Origin of the sequence: Caballeronia jiangsuensis (assembly GCF_046030135.1) — a bacterium.
Classification (GTDB): domain Bacteria; phylum Pseudomonadota; class Gammaproteobacteria; order Burkholderiales; family Burkholderiaceae; genus Caballeronia; species Caballeronia jiangsuensis.
Genome location: NZ_JAQQDB010000013.1, coordinates 1 through 24,714, shown reverse-complemented (window position 1 = coordinate 24,714; position 24,714 = coordinate 1). Strand labels below are relative to the sequence as shown.

Annotated in this window: 26 protein-coding genes and 1 tRNA gene; 16 read left to right on the top strand and 11 right to left on the bottom strand. The window is 62.5% G+C overall.

Annotated features, from left to right (window positions below):
• Window position 1: 1 nt before the first annotated feature.
• Window positions 2-1,588, bottom strand: coding sequence for an inorganic phosphate transporter (locus PQR08_RS15485; protein WP_187605003.1), 1,587 nt, complete (start codon window positions 1,586-1,588; stop codon window positions 2-4).
• 296 nt (window positions 1,589-1,884) lie between these two features.
• On the opposite strand from PQR08_RS15485, the gene PQR08_RS15480 reads away from it, so the two are divergent.
• The 3 genes from PQR08_RS15480 (at window position 1,885) to PQR08_RS15470 (ending at window position 3,427) form a co-directional block, all read left to right on the top strand.
• Window positions 1,885-2,823 carry a CHAD domain-containing protein gene (locus PQR08_RS15480; RefSeq protein ID WP_250483438.1) on the top strand — a complete coding sequence of 313 codons (939 nt, stop codon included), beginning with the start codon at window positions 1,885-1,887 and terminating at the stop codon, window positions 2,821-2,823.
• A gap of 162 nt (window positions 2,824-2,985) precedes the next feature.
• On the top strand, window positions 2,986-3,126 hold the full coding sequence (locus PQR08_RS15475; protein WP_187605004.1) for a hypothetical protein: 141 nt from the start codon (window positions 2,986-2,988) through the stop codon (window positions 3,124-3,126).
• Window positions 3,127-3,244: 118 nt separating this feature from the next.
• Window positions 3,245-3,427 carry a hypothetical protein gene (locus PQR08_RS15470; protein ID WP_250483437.1) on the top strand — a complete coding sequence of 61 codons (183 nt, stop codon included), beginning with the start codon at window positions 3,245-3,247 and terminating at the stop codon, window positions 3,425-3,427.
• A gap of 804 nt (window positions 3,428-4,231) precedes the next feature.
• On the opposite strand, the gene PQR08_RS15465 is transcribed toward PQR08_RS15470, so the two are convergent.
• From PQR08_RS15465 to acs, 4 genes are all read right to left on the bottom strand, one after another.
• Window positions 4,232-4,321: transfer RNA gene (locus PQR08_RS15465), tRNA-Ser, on the bottom strand.
• Window positions 4,322-4,364: 43 nt separating this feature from the next.
• The gene (locus PQR08_RS15460; RefSeq protein WP_250483436.1) at window positions 4,365-6,389 is read right to left on the bottom strand and encodes a sodium:solute symporter family protein; all 2,025 of its coding nucleotides are present in this window, start codon (window positions 6,387-6,389) and stop codon (window positions 4,365-4,367) included.
• On the bottom strand, window positions 6,386-6,712 hold the full coding sequence (locus PQR08_RS15455; RefSeq protein WP_187605008.1) for a DUF4212 domain-containing protein: 327 nt from the start codon (window positions 6,710-6,712) through the stop codon (window positions 6,386-6,388). Before PQR08_RS15455 ends, PQR08_RS15460 begins: the two co-directional genes overlap by 4 nt.
• A 77-nt stretch (window positions 6,713-6,789) precedes the next feature.
• Window positions 6,790-8,772 carry an acetate--CoA ligase gene (gene acs / locus PQR08_RS15450; protein WP_250483435.1) on the bottom strand — a complete coding sequence of 661 codons (1,983 nt, stop codon included), beginning with the start codon at window positions 8,770-8,772 and terminating at the stop codon, window positions 6,790-6,792.
• Between the two features lie 333 nt (window positions 8,773-9,105).
• Here acs and PQR08_RS15445 point away from each other — a divergent pair, with 333 nt between their 5' ends.
• The 9 genes from PQR08_RS15445 to PQR08_RS15405 all read left to right on the top strand — a co-directional run bounded on the left by PQR08_RS15445 (window position 9,106) and on the right by PQR08_RS15405 (window position 16,610).
• Window positions 9,106-10,005 carry a DMT family transporter gene (locus PQR08_RS15445; protein WP_250483434.1) on the top strand — a complete coding sequence of 300 codons (900 nt, stop codon included), beginning with the start codon at window positions 9,106-9,108 and terminating at the stop codon, window positions 10,003-10,005.
• A 192-nt stretch (window positions 10,006-10,197) separates the two neighbouring features.
• Window positions 10,198-10,785 (top strand): TIGR00645 family protein, encoded by a 588-nt coding sequence (locus PQR08_RS15440; RefSeq protein WP_187605011.1) that lies wholly within the window; start codon window positions 10,198-10,200, stop codon window positions 10,783-10,785.
• 50 nt (window positions 10,786-10,835) lie between these two features.
• Window positions 10,836-12,359, top strand: coding sequence for a fumarate hydratase (locus PQR08_RS15435; protein WP_250483433.1), 1,524 nt, complete (start codon window positions 10,836-10,838; stop codon window positions 12,357-12,359).
• A gap of 205 nt (window positions 12,360-12,564) precedes the next feature.
• On the top strand, window positions 12,565-13,041 hold the full coding sequence (gene bfr / locus PQR08_RS15430; protein ID WP_035506542.1) for a bacterioferritin: 477 nt from the start codon (window positions 12,565-12,567) through the stop codon (window positions 13,039-13,041).
• A 4-nt stretch (window positions 13,042-13,045) separates the two neighbouring features.
• On the top strand, window positions 13,046-13,927 hold the full coding sequence (gene murI / locus PQR08_RS15425) for a glutamate racemase (protein ID WP_250483432.1): 882 nt from the start codon (window positions 13,046-13,048) through the stop codon (window positions 13,925-13,927).
• Window positions 13,928-14,103: 176 nt separating this feature from the next.
• Window positions 14,104-14,340 (top strand): (2Fe-2S)-binding protein, encoded by a 237-nt coding sequence (locus tag PQR08_RS15420; protein WP_035506537.1) that lies wholly within the window; start codon window positions 14,104-14,106, stop codon window positions 14,338-14,340.
• 327 nt (window positions 14,341-14,667) lie between these two features.
• A complete protein-coding gene (locus PQR08_RS15415; protein WP_250483431.1) occupies window positions 14,668-15,390 on the top strand; it encodes an energy transducer TonB in 723 nt (240 codons plus the stop codon).
• Window positions 15,391-15,424: 34 nt separating this feature from the next.
• On the top strand, window positions 15,425-16,171 hold the full coding sequence (locus PQR08_RS15410; protein WP_035506532.1) for a MotA/TolQ/ExbB proton channel family protein: 747 nt from the start codon (window positions 15,425-15,427) through the stop codon (window positions 16,169-16,171).
• A gap of 16 nt (window positions 16,172-16,187) precedes the next feature.
• The gene (locus tag PQR08_RS15405; protein WP_187605015.1) at window positions 16,188-16,610 is read left to right on the top strand and encodes an ExbD/TolR family protein; all 423 of its coding nucleotides are present in this window, start codon (window positions 16,188-16,190) and stop codon (window positions 16,608-16,610) included.
• 339 nt (window positions 16,611-16,949) lie between these two features.
• On the opposite strand, the gene PQR08_RS15400 is transcribed toward PQR08_RS15405, so the two are convergent.
• Window positions 16,950-17,912 (bottom strand): LysR family transcriptional regulator, encoded by a 963-nt coding sequence (locus PQR08_RS15400; RefSeq protein WP_238288020.1) that lies wholly within the window; start codon window positions 17,910-17,912, stop codon window positions 16,950-16,952.
• Window positions 17,913-18,077: 165 nt separating this feature from the next.
• On the opposite strand from PQR08_RS15400, the gene PQR08_RS15395 reads away from it, so the two are divergent.
• The 4 genes from PQR08_RS15395 (at window position 18,078) to hemP (ending at window position 20,408) form a co-directional block, all read left to right on the top strand.
• Window positions 18,078-18,950 (top strand): pirin family protein, encoded by an 873-nt coding sequence (locus PQR08_RS15395; protein ID WP_250483430.1) that lies wholly within the window; start codon window positions 18,078-18,080, stop codon window positions 18,948-18,950.
• 134 nt (window positions 18,951-19,084) lie between these two features.
• Complete coding sequence (locus tag PQR08_RS15390) at window positions 19,085-19,483, top strand: OsmC family protein (RefSeq protein ID WP_187605017.1); 399 nt, start codon at window positions 19,085-19,087, stop codon at window positions 19,481-19,483.
• Between the two features lie 39 nt (window positions 19,484-19,522).
• Complete coding sequence (locus PQR08_RS15385; RefSeq protein WP_187605018.1) at window positions 19,523-20,011, top strand: SRPBCC family protein; 489 nt, start codon at window positions 19,523-19,525, stop codon at window positions 20,009-20,011.
• A 148-nt stretch (window positions 20,012-20,159) separates the two neighbouring features.
• Window positions 20,160-20,408, top strand: a complete 249-nt coding sequence (gene hemP / locus PQR08_RS15380; protein WP_162065347.1) for a hemin uptake protein HemP — start codon at window positions 20,160-20,162, stop codon at window positions 20,406-20,408.
• A gap of 276 nt (window positions 20,409-20,684) precedes the next feature.
• Here hemP and PQR08_RS15375 read toward each other — a convergent pair whose 3' ends face one another.
• From PQR08_RS15375 to PQR08_RS15355, 5 genes are all read right to left on the bottom strand, one after another.
• On the bottom strand, window positions 20,685-21,098 hold the full coding sequence (locus PQR08_RS15375) for a GlcG/HbpS family heme-binding protein (protein ID WP_187605019.1): 414 nt from the start codon (window positions 21,096-21,098) through the stop codon (window positions 20,685-20,687).
• Between the two features lie 38 nt (window positions 21,099-21,136).
• Window positions 21,137-22,540 carry a 4Fe-4S binding protein gene (locus tag PQR08_RS15370; RefSeq protein WP_250483429.1) on the bottom strand — a complete coding sequence of 468 codons (1,404 nt, stop codon included), beginning with the start codon at window positions 22,538-22,540 and terminating at the stop codon, window positions 21,137-21,139.
• Window positions 22,537-23,388, bottom strand: a complete 852-nt coding sequence (locus tag PQR08_RS15365; protein WP_250483428.1) for an FTR1 family iron permease — start codon at window positions 23,386-23,388, stop codon at window positions 22,537-22,539. The genes PQR08_RS15370 and PQR08_RS15365 overlap by 4 nt, the downstream gene beginning before the upstream one ends.
• Before the next feature lie 67 nt (window positions 23,389-23,455).
• Window positions 23,456-23,788: a cupredoxin domain-containing protein gene (locus PQR08_RS15360; protein ID WP_238210306.1), complete on the bottom strand. Its 333-nt coding sequence runs from the start codon at window positions 23,786-23,788 to the stop codon at window positions 23,456-23,458.
• A 55-nt stretch (window positions 23,789-23,843) separates the two neighbouring features.
• Window positions 23,844-24,389: an iron transporter gene (locus PQR08_RS15355; RefSeq protein WP_371879821.1), complete on the bottom strand. Its 546-nt coding sequence runs from the start codon at window positions 24,387-24,389 to the stop codon at window positions 23,844-23,846.
• Window positions 24,390-24,714: the final 325 nt, after the last annotated feature.

Here is a 24,714-nt window from a genome sequence, read left to right as displayed (position 1 = left end):
CTCAGAAGAGATTTCGGAAGACCCAGTAGAGAGCGGCCGCCAGCGCGATCGAGGCCGGCAAGGTCAATATCCATGCGAGCACGAGGCTGCGCACGGTATTCCATTGCAGCCCCGAGCCGTTGGCGGCCATCGTCCCCGCGACGCCCGAGGACAACACATGCGTCGTCGAGACCGGCAGGCCATAGGCATCGGCGGCGCCGATAGTCAGCATCGCGACCAGTTCGGCCGAAGCGCCCTGCCCGTACGTCAGATGCTGCTTGCCGATCTTCTCGCCCACGGTCACGACGATGCGCTTCCAGCCGACCATCGTGCCGAGACCGAGCGCGATCGCCACCGCGACCTTCACCCACGTCGGAATGAACTTCGTCGCGTGATCGAGCTGCTTCCTGTAGTTGTCGATCACGCTGCGATCTTCGGGCGCGAACGCGGGCGTGTTCGCCTTCTCCATCAGCCGGATCGCTTCGGAAACGAGGTACATGTTGTTGCGCACGTTATCGACCATGTCCTTCGGCACCGCTGCGAGCGATCCCGACGCGCTCACCTGGTTCGCGATGATGTCGGTCAGTTGCTTCACCGCGGGCAAGGTCGCGGGTGAAAGCTGGCGGGTTCGGACATAGGACTGCGTGTCTTCGCGCGCATCGGTGGAAGGCGGCGCGTTGTTCAGATACTTCGCGAAGGTCGCGGATGCCTCGTGCGCCACGGCGACGAAGCTTTGCGTCTCCGAAGGACTCACCGCCTTGTTGAGCGCGTAAGCCGTGGGCACCGTGCCAATCAGAATCAGCATGATGAGGCCCATGCCTTTCTGCCCGTCGTTCGAGCCGTGCGCGAACGACACGCCCGTGCACGTCAGAATCAGCAACGCGCGAATCCAGAATGGCGGCGGATGATTCTTCTTCGGCTCCTTGTAGAGCGCCGGCACGCGCACGAGCGCTTTCAGAGCGAGCAGCAGCAGCGCGGAGCAGACGAAGCCGACGATCGGCGAAAACAGCAGCGACTTGCCGACGCCGGCGGCCTGCGACCAGTCGACGCCGCTCGTGCCGTTCGGCCCGCGCATCAGTTGATTCATCAGTCCCACGCCGATGATCGATCCGATCAGCGTATGCGAGCTCGACGACGGCAGGCCGAAATACCACGTCGCGAGATTCCAGATGATGGCGGCGATGAGCAGTGCGAAGACCATCGCGAAGCCCGCGCTGCTGCCGACCTGGAGAATGAGTTCGACGGGCAGCAGTTGCAGGATGCCGAACGCGACCGCGCCGCTCGAAACGAGCACGCCGATGAAATTCCACGTACCCGACCAGACCACCGCGATGTTCGGTGTCAGCGAGTGCGTATAGATGACGGTTGCGACGGCGTTGGCGGTGTCGTGAAAGCCGTTGACGAACTCGAATCCGAGCGCGATCAGAAGCGCGACGCCAAGCAGAAAGTAAGGTAGTGCGGAACTCATCCGGACGGACTCGAGATCGGTCGCCAGATGCAATCCGACATAACCGACGCCGCCGATGAGAATGAAGAGGAAAACGAGGAGACTGGTGCGGCGCGCGCGTTCGCTCACGCCGCCTTGCTGGGGAAATGCAACATCCGGCATGATCGCCTCGCGCGTTTACCGTAGCGGTGCAAAGCATACGTTCGGCCGACCTTGCCGACTGTGAATCTTTTGTGTCAACACCTCGCGTAAAACTTTCGCCATGCGCAGGCGAGAGCCGTGCCGTCGCCGCGAGAACGATTTCATCGGGAAAAGTCCGCGCTGTCATACGAGTGACATTCTGCATGTCTATGTTTCCGGCCAGCACGCCCACCGAATGACGGCGAAAACTGCCGGCGCACGAACGAAACCGAAATATAAAAGAAGCGTCGTGCGATATAAGTGCATACCGAGAGACGATGACACTGAACTTCGACCCAGCGCTTGTTCGCAAGAGCCTGAGCGGTTCGCTCAGCCCTTACTCCGGCGAGTCACGCGCGCGCGTGTCCGATCCGTACGCCCTTCGCGATCAGCCCGTCGCCGATGCTTTCATCATGCTGACCGCCCCGCTCGCAAGCGAAGCATTCCAGCAGACGGAACTGATGGCCGAGCGTACCGACATCGAACTGCTGGAACGGCTGCGTTCGACGCTGAGCCGGCTGCGCGCAATATGGTGGGCGTTCGAACCGCTGCTCGACGAGAAGGAAGCGCGCGTGGTGCGCAAGCGCTTCAAACGTCTCGCGGACATCGCGGGCGAGCCGCATGAACTCGATGCGGCGTGCGATCTCCTCTCGCATGCCAACGAGGATTGCATGCGCCTCGGGCCGGTCGTGCGCACGCTGCGGCTGGAGCGTCGCGACGCATCGGCGATGAGTTGCGTCACGCTGCGCAAGGCGCACGTCGATGTATTGCTGCGTCGCGCGCTCGCGGATGCGCGGCGGCGTCTCGAGGCGCGCGGCGAGGATCGCACGCTGGAAGAGTTCGCGCGCCAGCGCGTCTCGCTCGCCGATGACATGCTCAGCAAGCGGGAACATCGGGCGTCGAAGATGAAGCGCGTGGATGCGAAGACCTTGCGCAGCATCGAGGAAGCGGCGACGAAACTGCAGTGCCTGCTCGAAATGTTCGCGCCGGTGCTGGAACGCGGGCATCGGCACACGATGACGCATCTGCTCGCGGCACAGTCCGCGCTCGTGCGACTCCACGACGTGCTCGCGAGCGAGGCGGTCCTGCGACGTGTCGCGCGGGCGCTGAACGACAAGGACGCCATCGACGAAGCGGCGCGCTGGCTCGACAAGACGGCCCGCGACGAATCGCGCGCGGCGCTCAAGCGTCTGCGCTCGCTGCCTCATTCCGTCTGACGCGCGCGCAAGCCGGTCCCTCCTTTCGTCCATCTGCGCTCCCTCCTTCGGTTGGCAGCCGTCATCCGGGTGTTGCGACTGCGGTCGCACAGGCATCCTGAACGCATGGCTGCCGCTCACAGCGACGCCTTCCGTCATCGATATCCGCAGAGAGGATTCGCCATGTACTTCGGGACACTTGTCACGCGGGCGCGCGACGATCAGGAAAACGCAACCTGGCAGCGCGACATGGACGCGTCGCGCACGGTCACGCAGGGTCGCTGGAGCGCGTTCTGGCGCGCGTTCGTGCGGCTTTTTGCGTGAGCGAGCGCATCCGAAGGTAAAGGATCGTCGCGTGCCGAGGTAATCGGATTTGTCCGAGCGTTTTTTAATGCTTGAGCGGCTTAAATGCGGACCTTCTGTTTTTACAAGAGCCTGAAAAATGAAGGAACTGCAGATTTCTGTCGATGCGAACGGCTACGCGACGCTCTCGCAATCGGTGCAGATCAGCGAGCATTGCGCGAGTCGCGCTCGCCTTGGTTTCGAACAGATCTGCGCATATCCCGGATCGATGCGCCGCGACATCCAGAATCTGACCGCCCAGATGATTCTCTCCTTTCACTGAGCTTTTCCATCTCGCTCCATGCCGCGAATGACATCGTTTCGCGGTGCCTTATCGTTCCAGAACTACATCACAACCATGCGAACACCCAGCGTTATTCTGACGACGGTCACCGTTGCGCTCTTTTCGAGCGCCTCGCCCGCCTGCGCGAGATACATAGAGCAGTGGATGTCGAGCGCGGAGATCGCTCACACTCAGCCAAAGTCTGCTGCACCGCAGAAAACCAGGAAGGCGGCGCATAAGGCACCGGTTCAGACCGCGGTCACCACGGCGGACGACGATCCTATCGCCGGGTTCGCCCGAAAGCCGGTACGCCATTGAGCGATCTTGAAATTGAAAGGTTTATCGCTCGCATAACGCGACTTATCCGATTCCTTTCTGGCGCGTATCGACTATCCTTCTGAATGTCGTAAGAGGTGGGTTGCATGGGCCGCTGCGCCCTGCCATGTGCGAGAGTTCATCGAGCATTATTAGAGGCGCAGCCATACCGGCGCCCACTACTCTTACGACATCCCTTCCTGCCTTTCCCCTTTTCTTCACTCGCGCGCTTGCCGTGCTGCGAATCTTGCGCGGTCGGTTTTATATAGTTATCCGAAATTTTGACTGCGTGAATCGTCGATGAACCCGGTTCGCGACGGCGGTGACGGCTTAGGAAAATGATGAAAGTGCGCGGGGTTCTGAAGTCGAAATCAGACGATCATCGAAACGGCGGCGCTCGACGTTTCGTCGCCACGCCAATCGACAATGCGCAACATCGAATATCAATCGCGCATAAAAAAGCCCTTGAAGATCAAGGGCTTGAGATTCTGGCGGAGAGAGGGGGATTCGAACCCCCGATAGGTTTTACCCTATACACGCTTTCCAGGCGTGCGACTTAAACCACTCATCCATCTCTCCGGAAGACCGCGATTATACCAACTTCCCGCGTGTGCGCCAGCCCCTACGGATGACGAATGTAATCGACGAGCGCCCGCGTGTACGCATCCGGTTTGCGATCGACAAGGCTCACTGCGATCGCCACCGCGAAGCCCGCCGGCACACCGAACACGCCCGAGCTGATCGGCTCGATGCCGAACCAGCGCGGCCCCGCGAAGCCCGTCAGTTGCACGAAGAACGGATACGTCGACACGATGTAATACACGCACACGACGAGCCCCGCGATCATCCCCGCGACGACGCCGCGCTGTGTCGTCCGCTTCCAGAACACGCCGAGCACGAGCGCCGGAAAGAGACTCGACGCCGCAAGAGAAAACGCCGCGCCGACGAGAAACAGAATGTTGCCCGCATTGAGCGACGCCACATACGACGCGAGCAACGCGACGCCGAGCAGCAGAATCTTGGAGATCGTCACGCGCCGCTGACTGGACGCGCGACGATCGACCATGCAGTAGTACACATCGTGCGACAACGCATTGGCGATCGTGAGCAGCAGGCCGTCCGCCGTCGAGAGCGCAGCAGCCAGCGCGCCCGCCGCGATCAGACCGGAGATCACATACGGCAGTCCGGCGATCTCGGGAGCCGCGAGCACCACCATGTCCGGCTGCATCTGGATGCCGGCCCAGCGCACGATGCCGTCGCCGTTCACGTCGCTGATGCGGATCAGATACGGCTCCACGCGCCGCCATTGCGTGACCCACTGCGGCAGATCCGCGAAGCGATGACCGACGAGTCCCGTCAATATCTCGTGTTTGATGAGCACCGCGAGCACCGGCACCGTCAAATAGAACAGCGCGACGAAGAACAGCGTCCAGCCGACCGAACGCCGCGCGGACGACACCGACGTCGTCGTGTTATAGCGCGTGAGAATGTGCGGCAGGCTCGCCGTGCCGATCGACAAACACAGGAGCAGCGACAAAAAGTTCACCTGATGCAGCCGCGGACTCTCGTCGCCGGACGAGCCGGGCGCGAACGCCTCGGTCATCGGCACGGGCGCGGCGACGCGCTCAATCAATGCATCGCGTTCGCGCGACCATTTGGCTTGCGCATCGGCGGGATCGCGCGGAAAGGCCGCGAGCTCGCGCTCACGCTCGTTGATCTCGCGCAGCGGACCGTTGTGCCGCCGCAATTCGGCGATCTCGGCGACGAGGCGCGCGTGCTCGTCGTGGAACGAACGCGGCAGCGCATCGATGCGCTGCTGAATCTGCGCGGCCTGACGCTGAAAATCGGCGCGCACGCGCGCTTCATCGGGCGAGACGGCGACCGCGCGTTCGAGCGCTTCGACGCGCTCCATCACGCGTCCATAGTTGAATTGCGGAAACCAGCCGAGCCCTTCGCGATGGGCGATCATCGACACGGGAATCAGCATCGCGCTGATGAGGATGATGTATTGCGCGACCTGCGTCCATGTCACCGCGCGCATGCCGCCGAGAAACGAGCACACGAGAATGCCCGCGAGCCCACAAAAGATGCCGATCGAAAACTCGATGCCGATGAAGCGCGACGCGATCAGGCCGATGCCCTGAATCTGCGCGACGAGATACACGAACGAACAGAGAATCGCCGCGACGGCCGCGAGCGCGCGCACCAGATTGCTGGAAAAGCGCGTGCCGAGAAAATCGGGAATCGTGTAGCGCGCGAGCTTGCGCACGTAAGGCGCGAGCAGGAAAGCGACGAGGCAGTAGCCGCCCGTCCAGCCCATCACGTACGCGAGGCCATCGTAGCCGCTCGCGTAGATCGATCCCGCGAGACCGATGAACGACGCGGCCGAAAGCCAGTCGGCGGCGGTCGCCATGCCATTGAACGCGGACGGCACGCGCCGCCCCGCCACGTAGTATTCGACGAGATCGGATGTGCGCGACAAAAGTCCGATCACCGCATACACCGCGATCGGCACGAACAGAAACACGTAGCCGATCCACATGCCCGGCCCCGTCGTGCGCTCGATGCGCTCCATTAGAAAGATGAAAAGCAGAAAGCCGAGCGTGTAGAGCGTGTAGTAAAGGATCAGCCGGTTCGTGAGCTTCATGCTTCGTCGCCCTGTTCCGAGCGGGCGGCACGCAAAAGGCGCGCATCGGCGACTTGCATCAGCACGATATAGACGAGGATCAGCGCGACGTAGACGAGAATCGCGCCCTGCGCGCCGAAGTAGAACGGCAGCGGAAAGCCCGCGACGCGCACATGCTCGAAGCGTTGCGCGAAAAGCGGCAGACCGAAGGAGACGATGAAGCCGATCGTCATCAGCACGGCGATCAGCGCGAGGTTGAAGCGCCAGTAGCGCCGATGCGCACGCGCCATCGCCGCCGATACGGGCGGCGGTGAGGCGGGCGTCGGGCTGGAGAAATCGGACATGCGGCTTTTTAACAAAACCGCATGGCATCGGCAATAAGGATCGACCGCGCCCGCTTCGGGCAGCGGCCGGCGCAGGATCAGCGCGCTTCGCCGAGCTGATCGAGGATCGCGGGATTCTCGAGCGTCGAGACGTCCTGCGTGATTTCCTCGCCCTTCGCGAGCGAGCGCAAGAGACGGCGCATGATCTTGCCCGAGCGCGTCTTCGGCAGATTCTCGCCGAAGCGGATGTCCTTAGGCTTCGCGATCGGACCGATTTCCTTGCCGACCCAGTTGCGCAGCTCGGTCGCGATCTGTTTCGCTTCGTCGCCTTCCGGACGCGTGCGCTTCAGCACGACGAACGCGACCACGGCTTCACCCGTCGTATCGTCCGGCCGGCCGACGACCGCCGCTTCCGCGACCATCGGATTGGCGACCAGCGCCGACTCGATTTCCATCGTGCCGAGACGGTGACCGGAGACGTTCAGCACGTCGTCGATACGGCCCATGATCGTGAAGTAGCCGGTTTCCTTGTCGCGAACCGCGCCGTCGCCGGCGAGATAGAGCTTGCCGCCGAGTTCCTCGGGGAAGTAGCTCGTCTGATAGCGCTTCGGATCGCCCCACACGTTGCGCAACATCGACGGCCACGGACGTTTGACGACCAGAATGCCGCCCTGCCCGTTCGGCACGTCCTGACCGGTTTCATCGACGATCGCGGCCATGATGCCCGGCAGCGGCAGCGTGCACGAACCCGGCACGAGCGGCGTCGCGCCCGGCAGCGGCGTGATCATGTGGCCGCCGGTCTCGGTCTGCCACCACGTATCGACGATCGGGCATTGACCCTTGCCGACGTTCTCGTGATACCACATCCACGCTTCCGGATTGATCGGCTCGCCGACGGTGCCGAGAATGCGCAGCGTCGACAGGTCGTAGCTCTTCGGATGCACCTTCTCGTCCGCTTCCGATACCTTGATGAGCGAGCGGATGGCCGTGGGCGCCGTGTAGAAAATCGTGACCTTGTGGCGGTCGATCATTTCCCAGAAGCGGCCCGCGTGCGGATACGTCGGCACGCCTTCGAACATGACTTGCGTCGCGCCGATCGCGAGCGGCCCGTACGCGATATAGCTATGGCCCGTGATCCAGCCGATGTCCGCCGTGCACCAGAAGATGTCGCCCGGCTTCATGTCGAAGGTCCACTTCATCGTCTGCGCAGACCACAGCAGGATGCCCGCCGTGCTGTGCTGCACGCCCTTCGGCTTGCCCGTCGAGCCCGACGTATAGAGGATGAAGAGCGGATGCTCCGCGCTCACCCACTCCGGCTCGCACGTCGCCGATTCGTTTTCGACGATCTCGTGCAGCCACACGTCGCGGCCTTCGGTCCATGCGACCTTGCCGCCCGTGCGCCGATACACGATGACGTCCTTCACTTTTTCGCAGCCGCCGGCCGCGAGCGCTTCATCGGCGATGCTCTTCAGCGGCAACGCCTTGCCACCGCGCATCTGCTCGTCGGCAGTGATGAGCGCGACCGCGCCGACATCGACGAGACGTTCATTGAGCGACTTCGACGAGAAGCCGCCGAACACCACCGAATGCGTCGCGCCGATGCGCACGCACGCCTGCATCGCGACGACGCCTTCCACCGACATCGGCAGATAGATCACGACGCGGTCGCCCTTCTTCACGCCGCGCTTCCTGAGCGCATTGGCGAGGCGCGAGACGCGTTCGAGCAGATCCTGATAGGTGACGTTGGTGACGGTGCCGTCGTCGGCTTCGAAGATGATCGCGTTATCGTTGCCGCGGCCCGCTTCGACGTGACGGTCGAGACAGTTGTACGACGCGTTGAGTTCGCCGTCCTCGAACCACGTATAGAACGGCGCTTTCGATTCATCCAGCACCTTGGTGAACGGCTTGTGCCAGGTGAGCGTCTCGCGTGCGACGCGTGCCCAGAAGCCTTCGTAATCGCGCTCTGCTTCCGCTGCCAGCGCCTTGTAGGCGTCCATGCCGGAGATTGCCGCACCCGACGTTGCCTTGGCTGACGGCGGGAACACACGTTTTTCCTGAAGAACCGATTCGATCGCAGACATCGACAACCTCTCCTGATGGTGTTTCCAAAATCCGGCGGCGCGCGCATCGCTGAATGGGCTGCGTGCGCCGCATGTTTATGAGGTTCGAACGCGGGAAGCGTGCGGCGTTCCCGTATCCAACCTTGTCTCCGTTGAACCGTGCCGGGCGGCACGAAAAGCATGTCAGGGCACATTCGGCCGCCCATGACATCCTGCATTGAATTCAAGATAAGCCGTTCAACTTACCCGCTTCTTACGTGGCCGGCCCAATGGGCACGGGGTATACACGGAGTCCACGCGGCTTCTACAATGCGTCCCCACAATCGTAACTGAACTACCCACGCGGTATCCAGCTTGAATCGCTACGCCCTATTACTCATCGGCTCCATGCTGCTCGTCGGAAGCAACGTCGGCATCGGCAAGTCGATCGTCGCTTCCGTTCCCGTTCCGCTCTTCGCGCTGCTGCGCTTCGTGATCGCGCTCGCGGTGCTCTGGCCGCTGTTGCGCTGGTCGAAGATGAAGCGCGTCGCGCTCGGCGAGTGGGTCAATCTTTTCCTGCAGGCATTGTTCGGCACATTTGGTTTCACGTTGCTGATGCTGGGCGGCGTCGCGCGCACGAGCGCGGTCGCGGCGGGCGTCATCACGAGCACGATTCCGGCCGTGGTCGCGCTCTTCGCGTGGATCTTCCTGAAGGAGAAGCCGGGCGGACGCGCGTTCGCGTCCATCGGACTGGCGATCGCGGGCGTGCTCGTCATCAATGTCGCTCAGGCCGGCGACACGGGCGCGAGCTCCTTGCCCGGCAATCTGATGGTGCTCGGCGCGGTGTGCTGCGAATCGCTCTATGTGATCCTGTCGCGCCGTCTCACGCAGACTTTGCCCGCCATCGACATCTGCGCGTACACACACGCCATCGGTCTGCTGCTGATGCTGCCCGTCGGGGCGGCTTCGCTCGCGCAGTTCGACTGGACCAGCGTCGCCTGGGACACGTGGGCGCTCGTCCTGTGGTATGGACTCTCCGCCAGCATCTTCTCGTTCTGGCTGTGGATGAAAGGCATCCGCCACGTCGACGGCAGTCTCGCCGGCGTGTTCTGCGCCGTGCTGCCGGTGGCGGCGGCGCTCTACGGCATCGCTTTCCTCGACGAGCGGCCGACGCTCGCGCACGGCGTCGCGCTCGCGTGTGTCGTGACGGGCATCGCGCTCGCGAGTTTCAAATCGCGCGCCACCGGAACCGTGCCGAGGGAAACGGGTGTTTAGAAACAGCTAGGCCGTTCCTCAGCGGATTCTGAAAGCTTTCGGCAGGCCCGCGCGGCGACGCGCTACAATAGCGGGCTTCCTGACACCGCAATTGCGCTCAAACGCGCGTTTGCCGGCGCATCGTACGTTTTTCTTCGTCATATTCGCCCGTCATCATTTCCGGTCCGATCCACCTCGACTGAAAAGCCGCCCATGTCCGCTCCCAAGCATTCTTCCGCCTCGCCCTCTCAGCCCGGCTCGATGAAAGTGCTGCCGAAAGTCATCTTCATGAGCCGCTGGCTGCAGGTCCCGCTCTATCTGGGCCTGATCGTCGCGCAAGCCGTCTACGTCGTGTTGTTCCTGAAGGAAGTGTGGCACCTCGTCACGCACGCGATGACGCTCGACGAAACCAACATCATGCTCGTCGTCCTCGGCCTGATCGACGTGGTCATGATCTCGAATCTGCTCATCATGGTGATCGTCGGCGGGTATGAGACCTTCGTGTCGCGCCTCGGCGTGGAAGGCCATCCCGACGAGCCCGAATGGCTCGATCACGTCAACGCGGGCGTGCTGAAAGTGAAGCTGTCGATGGCGCTCATCAGCATCTCGTCGATCCATCTGCTGAAAACCTTCATCAACCCCGACCAGCACACGTTCTACGGAGTGATGTGGCAGGTGATCATCCACGTCGCCTTCCTCGTTTCCGCGCTCATCATGGCGTATGTCGACCGGCTGACCACGCATACGCATCCGACGCACTTTCACAGCGAAACCGTCGCGCCCCGCAGCGCCCTCGACTGAAGCGTCCGACAGAACGCGCACAAATAATTTCGTCCCCCAGAGCCCAAGCCATGACAGTCATCAAGCAGGAAGACCTGATTCAGAGCATCGCCGATTCGCTGCAGTACATCAGCTACTACCATCCGCTCGACTATATTCAGGCGCTCGGCCGCGCCTACGAGCTGGAAGAGAGCCCCGCCGCGAAGGACGCGATCGCGCAGATCCTGACCAACAGCCGCATGTGCGCCGAAGGCAAGCGCCCGATCTGCCAGGACACGGGCATCGTCACGGTGTTCGTGAAAGTCGGCATGGATGTGCGCTGGGACGGTGCGACGATGTCGGTCACCGACATGATCAACGAAGGCGTGCGCCGTGGTTACCTGAACCCGGACAACGTGCTGCGCGCATCGATCGTGAGTCCGCCCGAAGGCGGCCGCAAGAACACGAAGGACAACACGCCGGCGGTGATCCACTACGAGATCGTGCCGGGCGACAAGGTCGACGTCCAGGTCGCGGCCAAGGGCGGCGGCTCGGAGAACAAGTCGAAGTTCGCGATGCTGAATCCGTCGGATTCGATCGTCGACTGGATCCTGAAGACCGTGCCGACGATGGGCGCCGGCTGGTGCCCGCCGGGGATGCTCGGCATCGGCATCGGCGGCACCGCTGAAAAGGCGATGGTCATGGCGAAGGAATCGCTGATGGACCCGATCGACATTCAGGACATCATCGCGCGCGGCCCGCAGGACTGGATCGAAGAGCTGCGCGTGGAACTGCACGAGAAAGTGAACGCGCTCGGTATCGGCGCGCAAGGTCTCGGCGGCCTCGCGACCGTGCTCGACGTGAAGATCATGGCAGCGCCGACGCACGCGGCATCGAAGCCGGTCGCGATCATCCCGAACTGCGCGGCCACGCGCCACGCGCACTTCACGCTCGACGGCTCGGGCGCAGCGAAGCTCGAAGCGCCGCCGCTCGACGCATGGCCGAAGGTCACCTGGGCGCCGAACACGGAAACCAGCAAGCGCATCGACCTGAACACGCTGACGCCGGAAGAAGTCGCTTCGTGGAAGCCGGGGCAGACGCTGCTCCTGTCGGGCAAGATGCTGACGGGCCGCGACGCCGCGCACAAGCGCATCGCCGACATGCTCGCCAAGGGCGAAAAGCTGCCGGTCGATTTCACGAACCGCGTGATCTATTACGTCGGCCCGGTCGATCCGGTGCGCGACGAAGCCGTCGGACCGGCAGGCCCGACCACGGCCACGCGCATGGACAAGTTCACCGAGATGATGCTCGCGCAAACCGGCCTCATCTCGATGATCGGCAAGGCCGAGCGCGGCCCGGTCGCGATCGAGGCCATCAAGAATCACAAGGCCGCATATCTGATGGCGGTCGGCGGCGCGGCGTATCTCGTGTCGAAGGCAATTCGCGCGGCGAAGGTGCTCGCGTTCGAAGATCTCGGCATGGAAGCGATCTACGAATTCGACGTGCAGGACATGCCGGTGACGGTCGCCGTCGATTCGAGCGGCACCTCGGTCCACAAGACCGGTCCCGCCGAATGGCAGGCGAAGATCGGCAAGATTCCGGTCGCGACGGCTTGATCGCTGCTTAATGGCGGTTTATTACCGCTAGAGACTGATAGGAGCCGGGCAATCCGCCCGGCTCTTTTCTTTCGAACGTCGCTAGTCGAGAAAGGTTTTCATTCTCAGTTTCGTCTGAAACAAAAAATTTCTACTCAACCTTGGCATTGTCACGCTCAAGGTTTATCTTTTCAGAAGCCCCACGTTAAGAACAGGACACGAAATCATGCAAGGCGACGCGAAAGTCATCGAATATCTGAATTCGCAGTTGAAGAACGAACTGACTGCGATCAATCAATACTTCCTGCACGCCCGGATGTATCAGCACTGGGGCCTCGAGAAGCTCAACAAGCACGAATACGACGAATCGATCGGCGAAATGAAGCATGCCGACTGGCTCATCCAGCGCGTATTCATGCTCGACGGCCTGCCGAATCTGCAGGACCTGCACAAATTGCTGATCGGCGAAGAAACCAAGGAAATCCTCGAATGCGATCTGAAGCTCGAGCAGATTTCCCAGTCGACCTGCAAGGAAGCCATCGCGTATTGCGAGTCGGTACGTGACTTCGTGTCGCGCGAAATCTTCGAAAAGATTCTGCATGACACCGAAGAGCACATCGACTGGCTGGAAACGCAGCTCGATCTGATCGACAAGGTCGGCATCCAGAATTATCAGCAAACCATGATGGGCGATCACGAGTAATCGCATGCCCGGAGCAGTGCCTTCCCTGAAGCCGAACGAGCGTGCCTCGTCAGACGCGAGCGCGCCGGTCGGCATTTTCGATTCCGGTCTCGGCGGGCTGTCGGTGCTGCGCGCCGTTCGCGCGACGCTGCCGCACGAACGCCTGATCTACGTCGCCGATTCGCGTTATGCGCCCTACGGCGAGCGTGACGACGACTTCATCGTCGACCGTGCGATGGCGATCGGCGAATGGCTGGTCGGACAAGGCGCGAAGGCGCTCGTCGTCGCGTGCAACACGGCCACCGCACAGTCGATCGCGCTCGTGCGCGAGCGCCTGCCTATTCCGCTCGTCGGCGTCGAGCCGGGGGTGAAACCTGCGGCGGCGGTGTCGAAGTCGCGCGTGGTCGGCGTGCTCGCAACGGCCGTCACATTGCGCTCCGCGCGCTTTCAGTCGCTGCTCGATCGTTATGCGGGCGATTGCCGCTTCATCTGTCAGGCAGGACACGGGCTGGTTCAGGCGGTCGAGCGTTGCGACACATCGTCGCTGGCGCTGATGGCGCTGCTGGAAAGCTATATCGCGCCCATGCTCGACGCCGGCTCGGACACGCTCGTGCTCGGCTGCACGCACTACCCCTTTCTCGATCGCGCGATCCGCGATATCGCCGGGGAGCGGCTGCAGATCGTCGATACGAGTGTCGCCATCGCGCGGCAGCTCGATCGTCTGCTGGACGCTCACGCGCTGAAGAACGTCGCCGCGCCGCCCGACACCCTGCCGCGCTTCTATTCCACCGCCGACGGCGATTCCCAGCGTCAGCTCGCCGCGGCCCTGCTGCAACTCGATGCCAAAGTCGAGCACGTCGACATCCCTTCGCGCCGCACGCGCCTCGCTGAACCCGACATCGTCTGAGGGTTTTTCACGCGCGCCGCCGCTCTTGCTGCGCGCTTTCCCCCGCCAGGCAAGGCTCTCTAGCAATAACCCCGCTAACTTGCGCGCTCTGTTACAAAAAACACCGAGCCTCGCTTGCAAACGCGCCAATACCGAATGATAATAATTCGCATTAACGCTAACTATTGCGAACGATCATGATTGTCTGTGTCTGCAAGTCAGTGTCCGACCGGAAGATTCGAACCGCCATCGCCGAAGGAGTGGATACCTTCGACGAGTTGCAATTCGAGCTCGGCGTCGCGCTGTGCTGCGGAAAGTGTGAGGAAAGCGTTCGCGATGTGATGGCACAAAGCGGCGTCTGCGCCTCGCGCTGCGGCGTCGAGCATCGCGAGCATGTCGCGCCGCTCACGTTCTACGAGCGTCAAGCCGCCTGAAGCAACTCGCGCAGCCGCTGCGCCGCGCACAACCGGCGGCGCCCGTCGTTCTCCAGCGGCGCCGTCAGGTCGTTTTCTCGCCTCCAGCAAGCCACGTTACCTTCGAAGTTCCGGTCACTTTTAGCTAGCCGCGCAATCCTTTACCCCTGGAGGGAAAGATGGAACTGCTGATCGGCTTCGTGGCCACCCTGTTTATCTCCCTGCTTATTTTCCGAAAATGACGTCGTCTGGTTTCTTCCGCACCGTGCCTGCGCAGTCGCTGGACCTCGAGTTGGAAAGCAGCGTTTTCAGCAAGCATTCACGCAGTATTGCAAGCAGCCAATAACAATGCAGTCCCCGACCACTACTCCCGCCGCATTTCAGACAGCGCCAGCATCGAACGCCAATCCGCGCGTCATCGCGGCGTGCGCCGCTGTCGTCGTCATTCACGCCGCGCTACTGGGCGTCGCGCTGACGATGCGCCATGAGCCGCTGCCGCGCCCGATCGAAGCCAAATCGATCACGGCGCAACTGATCAGCGAAACGCCGCAACCCGCGCCGCAGCCGGTCGCCGTCGAAACGCCGCCGCCCAAGCCAGTTCCGCAGCCCGTTCCGAAGCCGCAGCCCAAGCCGAAGGTCAAACCGAAGATCGAGCCGAAGCCCACGCCGATGCCGGTCACCGAGGCGCCATCGCAAATCGCCGCGCCCGAGCCGACGCCGCCCGCGCCTGCCCAACCCGCACCGCCGCCTGCCGCGCCCGCCATCGGCAAGCCGAGCATGGATCTCGCCGCGCCGAAGAATGTCGCGCGCCTCAGTTGTAACATCGCGCAGCCAGACTATCCGGCGACAGCCAAACGCCGCGGCGAAACCGGCACGGCCGTCGTTCGTCTGACGGTGGGGCTGTCGGGCAAGATCGAAAACATCACGCTGCAAAAGAGCAGCGGTTCGTCGCGGCTCGATGACGCGGCGCTCGAAGCGGTACGCGGCAGCGCGTGCAGCCCGTACAAGGAAAATGGCGAAGCGATTCGCGCGACCGCCACGGTGCCATTCGTTTTCAGTCTGAACGACTGATCGATTTTTTTAGATACAAGGAAGGAAAGAGAAAATGGAAAACTACGGGATTGCGCACGTCTGGGCGCAAGGCGACTTCGTGACGCGGGGCATCGCGCTCGCACTCGTCATCATGTCGGTGCTTTCGTGGACGGTGATCGTCGTAAAGGCGTGGAATGTCGTGCGCCTGAAGCGCCTGACCAAGAACGCCGAACAGGCGTTCTGGCATTCCGACGACTTCAGCGACGGCATCAAGAAGCTCGGCAGCCAGTCGTCGAGCCCGGCGGACAACCCGTTCCTCGCGCTCGCGCTCGCCGGACAGGAAGCCGCCGACCATCATCACCAGACGCAGCCGCATCTGCACGACCGCATGGACGTGTCGGACTGGATAACGCGCTGCCTCAAGGACGTGATGGACGAAGGCGTCGGCCGCATGCAGTCGGGTCTCGCGATTCTCGCGTCGATCGGTTCCACGTCGCCGTTCGTCGGCCTGTTCGGCACGGTCTGGGGCATCTATCACGCGCTGCTGACCATCGGCGCGACGGGCCAGACCTCGATCGATCAGGTTGCCGGTCCGGTCGGCGAATCGCTCATCATGACCGCGTTCGGCCTCTTCGTCGCGATTCCGGCGGTGCTCGGCTACAACGCCCTCACCCGCGCGAACAAGGGCATCGTCACGAAACTGAACCGCTTCGCGCACGGCCTGCACGCATTCTTCGTCACGGGCTCGAAACTCTCGTCGACCAAGCGCGCGACGAACGGCTCGACCGACAGCCTGCGTCTCGCGACGCGCGCCTCGTAAGTCCGGGAGACTCGCAATGGCCATGAGCCCTTTCGCCGGAGACGAAGACGACGGCATGATGAGCGAAATCAACATGACGCCGCTCGTCGACGTCATGCTGGTTCTCCTGATCATCTTCCTCGTCACGATTCCGGCCATGCATCACGCGGTCAAGATCGACCTGCCGCACGCGAGCAGCCAGCCGCAAGACGAGAAGCCCGCGCACGTGAATATCGCGATCAAGGCCGACGGCACGACGCTGTGGGACGATCAGCCGATCGACGAAGCGACGCTCAATGCGCGCATCGCGCAGGCCTCGCAGCAGAATCCGCAGCCGGAGATTCATCTGCGCGCGGACCGTCAGGTGGCGTACGAGAAGGTCGCCGATCTGATGTCGGCGGCGCAGGCAGGTGGACTGACGAAGATCGGTTTCGTCACGGAGCCTAAGAGCGGCAAATAAGGCGGCAAATAAGCGCTCGCGCAAGCCTCAAAAGTAAAAGGCCTTCATCGTCAGATGAAGGCCTTTTTTCGTGCGCACTCGGCGCATTCGGGTGAGGCGGTCACTTCGGGTTCGAATAGCCAGAGCCAGAAGTTCCGTCACATGCGGCAGCCGTGGTCGACACGGACAGCGCAATCAACCCTATCAGGCTAACTATCAGAGCAGCCGTGAGTTTTCGCATAAGGAGCTCCTTAGCGAAGGAGGTTTCAATATACCGCTGCGATGAGGGACGTTCAATTGAATCTGACCATCGCAAACGCGCGCTTCAATGTCATAAACCAATGACAAACGCGGATGCGGTCAAACTGTTTCCCGTTCCGGCGTTTCCTGAACAGGACATTCTCCGGGGAAGCGCTGACCGCTACCTATCGACTCGACGAGAAAATCCACGAAAGCGCGCACTGCAGGGACCATGCCCTGGCGCGACAGGAAGACCGCATAGAGTTGCGGCGACGGAAACGTCCAGCCCGGCATCACCGGCGAGAGTTGCCCCGTTCGCAGCGGCGCGCCGTACATCATCTCGGGCAACGCCGCGATGCCGACACCGCGCATCACGGCTTCGCGGATCATCGACAGGTCTGCCGTGACGAGCCGCGGCTCGTGCTCAAACTCGTGGCGCGTGCCGTCCGGCGCAATCAGGCGATAGACGTGGCGGCCATCGGCGGAAGGCGTGTCGATCGTGTCGTACTGGGCGAGCTCGGCGGGCGTCATCGGCGGCGCGTTCGACTTCAGGAGCGACGGCGCCGCAACCAGCATCTGCTCCGTGCGCCACAGCGGCCGCGCGACGACGTTCGAACTCGCGGGTGGCTCCGAGCGCACGCGCAGCGCGACATCGATGGCATCCTCGAACAGATCGACGACACGATTCGTCACGCGCAGCACGACGCGCACTTCCGGATAACGATGCATGAAATCCGGCATCACTGCGGAGAGAAACGTCTGCGCGATCGTCACGGGCACGCTCACGCGCACGGTGCCGCGCGGCGAATCGCGCAGGCTCTGCACGACGTTGACGGCCGCCTGGGCCTCCGCGAGCATCGCCTGGCAATGCTGGTAGAAGAGCTGTCCGGCTTCGGTCAGCGCGAGCTTGCGTGTCGAGCGCTGCAACAGGCGCACGCCGAGCGACGCTTCGAGCTCAGACACGCGCCGCGACAGACGCGACTTCGAGATGCCGAGCACGCGCTCCGCAGCCGAAAATCCGCCGTGCTCGACGACGTGCGAGAAATACATCAGATCGTTCAGATCATGCGAGTCGGCTTTCATGGTCGCTCGTGAAGACAAGAATTCGGGTTGACGCCGTCGTTATCGCCAGCGCGACAATCCATTGCGCGGCAGCGTCTTTTACCGTGAAACGCGGCCCATATAATAGACCTGTGTTTCAGATTTATCGCTATTCCCCTATTTCCGCATACGCGACACGAGGCAACCATGTCCACCAGCCGCAGCATCGAACGCATCATTCCGGCGACCCGCACTGTCGAAGGCGGCGGATTTGTCGTGCATCGCCCGTTTCCGACCCGTCTTCTGATGGATTTCGACCCGTTCCTTCTCCTAGACGAAATGGGCCCCGCCGATTACGCGCCCGGCGAGGCGAAGGGCGCGCCCGACCACCCGCATCGCGGTTTCGAGACCGTGACGTACATGCTCGAAGGCGAGTTCGGCCACAAGGACTCGGCGGGTCATTCGGGCACGCTGCGCCCCGGCGACGTGCAATGGATGACCGCAGGCGCGGGCGTCGTGCATAGCGAGATGCCGGCCGAGGACTTCACGCGCCGTGGCGGCCGCGTGCACGGCCTGCAGCTCTGGGTGAACCTGCCGCAGCGCGACAAGATGATCGCGCCGCACTATCAGGAGATTCCGTCGGCGCAGATTCCTGTCGCGACCAGCGAAGATGGCAAGGTCAGCATGAAGGTGATCGCGGGCGAGGCGCTCGGCGTGAAGGCGGCGATCGAAACTCGCACGCCGATTCTGTATCAACACTTTTCGCTGAAACCGGGCGCGTCGATCGAGCTGACCGTGCCACGCGATTACCGCGTCTTCGCCTATCCGCTGTCGGGCACCGCGCTGTATGGTCCGCAAAGCCAGCCGGTGCGCGCGCAGCAGATGGTGATCTTTCGCGACGACAGCGATACGATCGTGCTCGCCGCCAGCGATGAGCCCGTCGAACTGCTTCTGATCGGCGGCGTGCCGCTGAAGGAACCGGTCGTGCGCTACGGCCCGTTCGTGATGAACACGGAGGACGAGATCCGTCAGGCGGTGGTCGACTATCAGGCGGGCCGGATGGGCGCGATCACGCACTGAGCGTCCTCGCCGACGTACCAGCGCGCATTCGACGAGACGGTGCGGCATGAACGGACACATTGCGTCACAATGACCGTTCTTGCCGCGCCGTTTTTCGTCATTCTTGCAGTCCCTCTCAAAACAAGGAGCAACGCATGGCCGGACCTTCCGTGACCGCCGACATCGGCAATATCGACTATCAAGTCCGTCTCGCAGATGGCACGCATTCATGGATCGCCGACGAGCCGGCAAGCCTCGGCGGCGGCGATACGGGACCGGAACCGGCGTCGCTGCTGCTGTCGAGTCTCGGCGCGTGCACGTCCATCACACTGAAGATGTACGCGAAGCGCAAGGAATGGCCGCTGGAAGGCGTCCATGTCGAGTTGTCGATGAAAAGCACCGCGGAAGGTACGAACATCGATCGCCGCATCTCGCTCCAGGGTGCGTTGTCCGATGAACAGCGGGAACGGCTTTTGCAAATTGCCAATGCGTGCCCGATCCACAAGGTCCTGTCCGGCGCGATTCGCATCGACTCCGGTCTCACGCCGCAGTGATGCATCGCGGGCACCACGAACGTCCAAGGAAACGTCGTCTTGAATTTCGAACACCTGATCCAGATCAACGATCCGCTCAACCCGCTCGTCGATTCGCTCACGCCCGAACAGCTTTGGGAAGGGCTCGTCCTGCGCGCGGAACAGCCGCAGTTGTTCGTGCTGGGGCTGGATAGCTGCGACATCCTCTCGCGCGATGGCGATACGATGGAGCGCGAACTGCACTACGGCCAGGCCACCGTGCGCGATCGCGTGACGCTGACGCCCGGGTCGAGCGTGCGCTATGACATCCTGCCGACTGCCGATTACGTCGGCGGCTCGCTGACGATGGCGATCGTGCAGCCCGACTCGCTTCAGCTATTCCTGCGCTTCACCTACAGCACGACGCTGCCGGAGAACGAAAACGCCACGCCCGATGAGCGTCAGACGCAGGAAATCGTGAAGTCGGCTTATCGCGAGTCGGATATCGACACCGTGCGGCTGATTCGCCAGTTCGTGCACGGCCGCAAGGACGAGAGTCCGCTGCATTGAGCGTATCGCCCGATGCGGCGGCGATTGCTTTGCCGCTGCATCGAGCCTGGCTATCAAAAGTTGCGCTTCAATCGGAAAGTCTAGTTGCAAATAGGAATAGTTATCATTTACTATAGACCCATCGAATCAACGAACGCACACTTCCGACATGACCGACACGCTGCGATCCTCCACGCTCAGGCTGCGCCGCCCGGCTGTCCGCGACGCCGCGATCACCCGCCCGAAGGCGACGACCGTCACGACGGTTCACGTCGCCCACGCAGCGGAAAGCAACGGCGAGCGCTCCCTCAAGAGCGACGCGCTGCTGCAGGGACGCAGCCACGTGAGCATCGTGCATAACGGGGAGACGTATCAGTTGCGCGCGACGCGTCTGGGCAAACTGATACTGACGAAGTAACGCGCAAGACAGGCAAGAACAGCAGGACGTACCGGGTATTGTGGGGACCACCTCGCCAAGAGGTGTTTGGCCTTAGCCAGCGAGGACGACTTGCACGCGAGAATTTAGACCCCTTCGTGCAAATACCAGCCAGTCGTCGATAGCAAGCGAAGCCGCTTTTTTTGGTTCCTGCTTGGGTTCTCACGATGCGCGCCGACGAGCGCCGCATCGGAAACAGAATGGCACGCCTTCATTACGAAGACGTGCCATTTTTATTGCGCGCATCGCGCGAAAGCTTCAGACGTTCTCGATACCCAGCGCCGCGATACCCGCTTTCGCGATCTGCGCATCCTGATCCGACTTCACGCCCGACACGCCCACCGCCCCGACGATATCCGCGCCCACGAAGATCGGCACGCCGCCTTCGAGCATCGCGGTCATGGGCGCGCTGAGGAATGCCGTGCGGCCCTGCTTGATGGTGTCTTCGTAGACCTTGGTTTCGCGGCGGCCCAGCACGGCGGTGCGCGCCTTGCCCGTCGCCATTTCGACGGTGCTCGCGCCCGTCCCGTCCAGACGATGCAGATGCAGCAGATGCCCGCCATCGTCGACGATCGCAATCGTCACGTTCCAGTTGTGCTCCCTGGCATGCGCCTCGGCGGCGGCGGCCATGGCCTTCACGTCTTCATCGGTCAGTACGGGTTTGGTTCTCACTTCTCGCTCTCGTTGCCGCGCGTGACGGCGTGGACGGTTTATCGACTGAAGCCCCAGAACATCAGGTACCACGCGCTGTCCGCGACGGCCAGCGCAGCGACAAACCATACCATCGTGAGCATGCGGGGAACAAGCGTCGACGCATAGCGGTGCGTCACGCGCCACGCGAGCCACGCGCTCCACAGATTCGCCGCGCCGAGCAAACCGAGGCGCAGGCCCGGCACCCACCACAACGGCAAATGCTCGGCACGCAAGAGCGATACCGTGGTCGCGGACAGGCCGAGAAACACGCCGACGCCCGCAATCGGAATCAACGCGAGCGTCAGGTGATGCAGGCGCGTCGCGTTCATCTTGCCGAGCATGCGCGTGCCGATCGCAAGGAGCGCGAGCAACGCGGTGCCATACACGATTCCCGTCACGACGATATAGCCGATCACCATCGTCCCGTCGAGCCACGAGAAGACGTCGTTCTGCTCCGGGTAATGCGTGAAGAGGAACCACGGCGCGTTGGTATCGAGCGGCCAGAGAATGTTGCGATCGATGAGCCACGCCGCGAGATATTGCTTCAGATCGACGAACCACGTGCTCACGGTCCAGTGGAACGCGCCGATCGCGATACCGAGCAGGCCATACAGAATCAGCGCGGTGTCCCACGGATTCGCGGCCTTGTCGCCGAGCGACACGACTTCTTCCGACGGCGAGCGCCACGTGAGGGCGATCGCATCGCGATGGCCGCTGCATCGGCCGCACATGTGGCAGTCGGCGGCGCCCTTCATGTTGCGCAGGGGGACGAGCGGCGCGCAGTTGATCGGAATGACGCGATGACCGTGCTCGCCCTCTTTGTACGAGCGGCGCCAGGCGTCTTCGCTGACCTTGTAGTGGAACGGCGCGAGCCGCGCGAGCAGCGAGAACACGCCGTTCACCGGGCACAGATACTTGCACCACACGCGCTTCTCGCGGCCATACAGCACGCCGATGATCATCGCGCCCACGGTCGAACCGCCGAGCACGAGCAACACCGCTTTCGGATACTGATAGACGCTGACCATCTGGCCGTAGATCGTCGTCAGTCCGAACGCGACGAAGGGCCAGCCGCCCCAGCGCATCCAGCGCGGAATCGCCCAGCCGCGGCCGAACTTGCTCGCGAACTCCGACAGCGCGCCCTCGGGACACAACACGCCGCACCAGACGCGGCCGAGCATGACCATCGACAGCAGCACGAACGGCCACCAGATGCCCCAGAACACGAACTGCGCGGCGAGCGTGAGATTGCTCCACAAATGCGCGGAGCCATCGGGCAGCGGCATCACGGCCGGAACGGCGATCAGAAACGCGTACACGGCAACGACGACCCACTGAATCATGCGGATCGCGCTGCCGTGACGTTGCATCCAGTGACCGGCTTGTTGCAGCCGGCCCGGTCTAGGTATCACAGAACTCATGCTGGACGGCTTGCCGCCTTTTGTTTTTGCGCCATCTGATTTTTCGAATGGCGCATCAGGAGATAGATGACGATCCAGTACAGCGCATACGCGACGAGGTTCATGCCCGCCGGATGCGCGCGATAACCCGTGAGTGTAGCAACGAGCGAGCCGAAGGTACTCGAATCGTCGAGCAGCCACGACGTGTTCCACACCTGATTGACGATGACCGGCAGCACTTCCATGTCGATCAGCTTGTCGACGCCGGTCTCGAACAGGCCCGCCGCGAGAAACAGCAGCATGATCTCGGTGACGCGGAAGAACGAGCGCCACGAGAAGATCTTGCCGCCGAGCTGCAGCACATAGAACGTCAGGAGCGCGAGGCCGAAGCCGATGATGATCGCGACGTACTGCGACACGTCGACATGCCCCGACTGGCCGAAGCCGACGCCATACAGAAACACGGCCGTTTCGCTGCCCTCACGCGCGATCGCGAGCGCGACGAGCAGCGCGATGCCCCACCAGTGCCCGTCCTGCGTGCTCTTTTGCAGCGACGACTCCATGTCGCGCTTGAGCGTGCGGCCGTGGCGCTTCATCCACAGGACCATCTGCACGATCAGCACGCACGCGACCAGCACCATCGCGGTCTGGAAGTAATCCTGCGCATTGCCCGACAGCACTTCGGTGAAGCCGATCAGCGCGGCGCCGAGCGCCACAGCAGCGAGCAGGCCGATGACGACACCGGCCCACAGATAAGGCAGGCCGCGGCGCGCCTGATGGTCGCCGTTCTTCAGCCACGCGTAGAGAATGCCGACGACGAGCAACGCCTCGACGCTCTCCCGCCACACGATGAAAAGTACCTGCCCCATTCCCAACCTCCAGCAATTCCACTTCGATCGGCCGCGCGCGACATGACGCCTCGCGCTGGCACGACACTTACTTCGCGACGATCACGCCCTGCGCGGACTGATGAAAGTCGTCGAAGAACTTGTATTCGCCCGGGTCCAGCGGCGCGATCACGACGAACGAATCGGCGCCCGGCGCGAGGACTTTCTCCTTGCGCAGCTGCACGCTTTCGAACTCGGCGGCGCCCTTGCCGATGTTGTGCACTTCGATCTTGATGCGCTGCCCCGCCGGCACCTCGATGCGCGCCGGATTGAGCTTGCCGTCGTTCATTTCGAGCTTGAACGTCGGCAGGTCGGCGGCGAACGCGGTCCCGGAGGCGAACACGGACATCGCGAGCGCGGCCACCTGTATTTTCAGTTTCATGCGTACTTCCTGAGGATGAACGCGCCCGGTCCGGGATGCCGGGCGCCTGGGACGATCAGTAACCGCCCTTCTTGCCGATGCCCGCGAACGGGAAGTCGTATTCGATCGTGAACGGCTTGAACCACGGACCCACGCCCGTTTCCTTGTCGGTGTGACGGCCGAACGCCATATGACCTTCCTGCGAAGGCGGCGAGATGTGCAGCTTCAGGTGATACTTGCCCGGGCCGAAGAGCTTCACGTTGTCGCCGTAATGCGGGCCGTCGCTCGCGACCATCGGCATCAGGTCGCCCTTGAGGGTCTGGGTCGTACCGACCTTCGTGAGTTCATACGTGACGTTCAGATACGGCATCCAGTCGCCTTCGGCGAAACCGGTCGGGTTGTTCTTGACCGCGTGGATGTCCGCCTCGAGGTGGATGTCCGAATCCGACGCCTTGCGCATCATGCCTTCCGGCGCCATCGTGATCGGCTGCAGGTACACGGCGCCCGTTTCCATGCCGCCTTCGATGTGCTGCTTGCCGATCGGATATTCGGCGGCCGATGCTGCCATCATCGCCGTGAGACCTGCGGCGGCGACGAGGCCGCGCACCAACGTTGAACCCATCAGAAACTCCTTGTTGTTATCGACTGGCACGCGTGCCACGCGAGCCTTGCCACTGAAGTACCGGACCGGCGCGCCGGACGCCTCAAAGAGAGGCGTCGGCCGGGCAATACCTCCCGTTGGAACGTCCGCAATCGACATGTCGCAGAGGCGCATTAGCACAACTCTGTGAACGTTAATACGAACCATTCTCAATGTTCGTCAGTTTAGCATCGTTCGACACCCACAACAATTTGGGCGAGCTTACAGACCTAGGCGCGGTAAGGCTTTTCGCGGAATCTCGCGATTTCCAAAAGCAATAAAAAAGCGCGGCGCACCAATAGGTTTG

What these genes read in the sequence shown, in the direction of transcription:
- PQR08_RS15455 (WP_187605008.1), bottom strand. Translation starts at nt 6,712, where the DNA reads ATGTCCGATTTCTCCAGCCCGACGCCCGCCTCACCGCCGCCCGTATCG.
- acs (WP_250483435.1), bottom strand. Translation starts at nt 8,772, where the DNA reads ATGTCTGCGATCGAATCGGTTCTTCAGGAAAAACGTGTGTTCCCGCCG.
- PQR08_RS15395 (WP_250483430.1), top strand. Translation starts at nt 18,078, where the DNA reads ATGTCCACCAGCCGCAGCATCGAACGCATCATTCCGGCGACCCGCACT.
- PQR08_RS15410 (WP_035506532.1), top strand. Translation starts at nt 15,425, where the DNA reads ATGGAAAACTACGGGATTGCGCACGTCTGGGCGCAAGGCGACTTCGTG.
- PQR08_RS15370 (WP_250483429.1), bottom strand. Translation starts at nt 22,540, where the DNA reads ATGAGTTCTGTGATACCTAGACCGGGCCGGCTGCAACAAGCCGGTCAC.
- PQR08_RS15400 (WP_238288020.1), bottom strand. Translation starts at nt 17,912, where the DNA reads ATGAAAGCCGACTCGCATGATCTGAACGATCTGATGTATTTCTCGCAC.
- murI (WP_250483432.1), top strand. Translation starts at nt 13,046, where the DNA reads ATGCCCGGAGCAGTGCCTTCCCTGAAGCCGAACGAGCGTGCCTCGTCA.
- PQR08_RS15480 (WP_250483438.1), top strand. Translation starts at nt 1,885, where the DNA reads ATGACACTGAACTTCGACCCAGCGCTTGTTCGCAAGAGCCTGAGCGGT.
- PQR08_RS15405 (WP_187605015.1), top strand. Translation starts at nt 16,188, where the DNA reads ATGGCCATGAGCCCTTTCGCCGGAGACGAAGACGACGGCATGATGAGC.
- PQR08_RS15415 (WP_250483431.1), top strand. Translation starts at nt 14,668, where the DNA reads ATGCAGTCCCCGACCACTACTCCCGCCGCATTTCAGACAGCGCCAGCA.
- PQR08_RS15435 (WP_250483433.1), top strand. Translation starts at nt 10,836, where the DNA reads ATGACAGTCATCAAGCAGGAAGACCTGATTCAGAGCATCGCCGATTCG.
- PQR08_RS15360 (WP_238210306.1), bottom strand. Translation starts at nt 23,788, where the DNA reads ATGAAACTGAAAATACAGGTGGCCGCGCTCGCGATGTCCGTGTTCGCC.
- hemP (WP_162065347.1), top strand. Translation starts at nt 20,160, where the DNA reads ATGACCGACACGCTGCGATCCTCCACGCTCAGGCTGCGCCGCCCGGCT.
- PQR08_RS15470 (WP_250483437.1), top strand. Translation starts at nt 3,245, where the DNA reads ATGAAGGAACTGCAGATTTCTGTCGATGCGAACGGCTACGCGACGCTC.
- PQR08_RS15440 (WP_187605011.1), top strand. Translation starts at nt 10,198, where the DNA reads ATGTCCGCTCCCAAGCATTCTTCCGCCTCGCCCTCTCAGCCCGGCTCG.
- PQR08_RS15390 (WP_187605017.1), top strand. Translation starts at nt 19,085, where the DNA reads ATGGCCGGACCTTCCGTGACCGCCGACATCGGCAATATCGACTATCAA.
- PQR08_RS15420 (WP_035506537.1), top strand. Translation starts at nt 14,104, where the DNA reads ATGATTGTCTGTGTCTGCAAGTCAGTGTCCGACCGGAAGATTCGAACC.
- bfr (WP_035506542.1), top strand. Translation starts at nt 12,565, where the DNA reads ATGCAAGGCGACGCGAAAGTCATCGAATATCTGAATTCGCAGTTGAAG.
- PQR08_RS15355 (WP_371879821.1), bottom strand. Translation starts at nt 24,389, where the DNA reads ATGGGTTCAACGTTGGTGCGCGGCCTCGTCGCCGCCGCAGGTCTCACG.
- PQR08_RS15365 (WP_250483428.1), bottom strand. Translation starts at nt 23,388, where the DNA reads ATGGGGCAGGTACTTTTCATCGTGTGGCGGGAGAGCGTCGAGGCGTTG.
- PQR08_RS15475 (WP_187605004.1), top strand. Translation starts at nt 2,986, where the DNA reads ATGTACTTCGGGACACTTGTCACGCGGGCGCGCGACGATCAGGAAAAC.
- PQR08_RS15485 (WP_187605003.1), bottom strand. Translation starts at nt 1,588, where the DNA reads ATGCCGGATGTTGCATTTCCCCAGCAAGGCGGCGTGAGCGAACGCGCG.
- PQR08_RS15460 (WP_250483436.1), bottom strand. Translation starts at nt 6,389, where the DNA reads ATGAAGCTCACGAACCGGCTGATCCTTTACTACACGCTCTACACGCTC.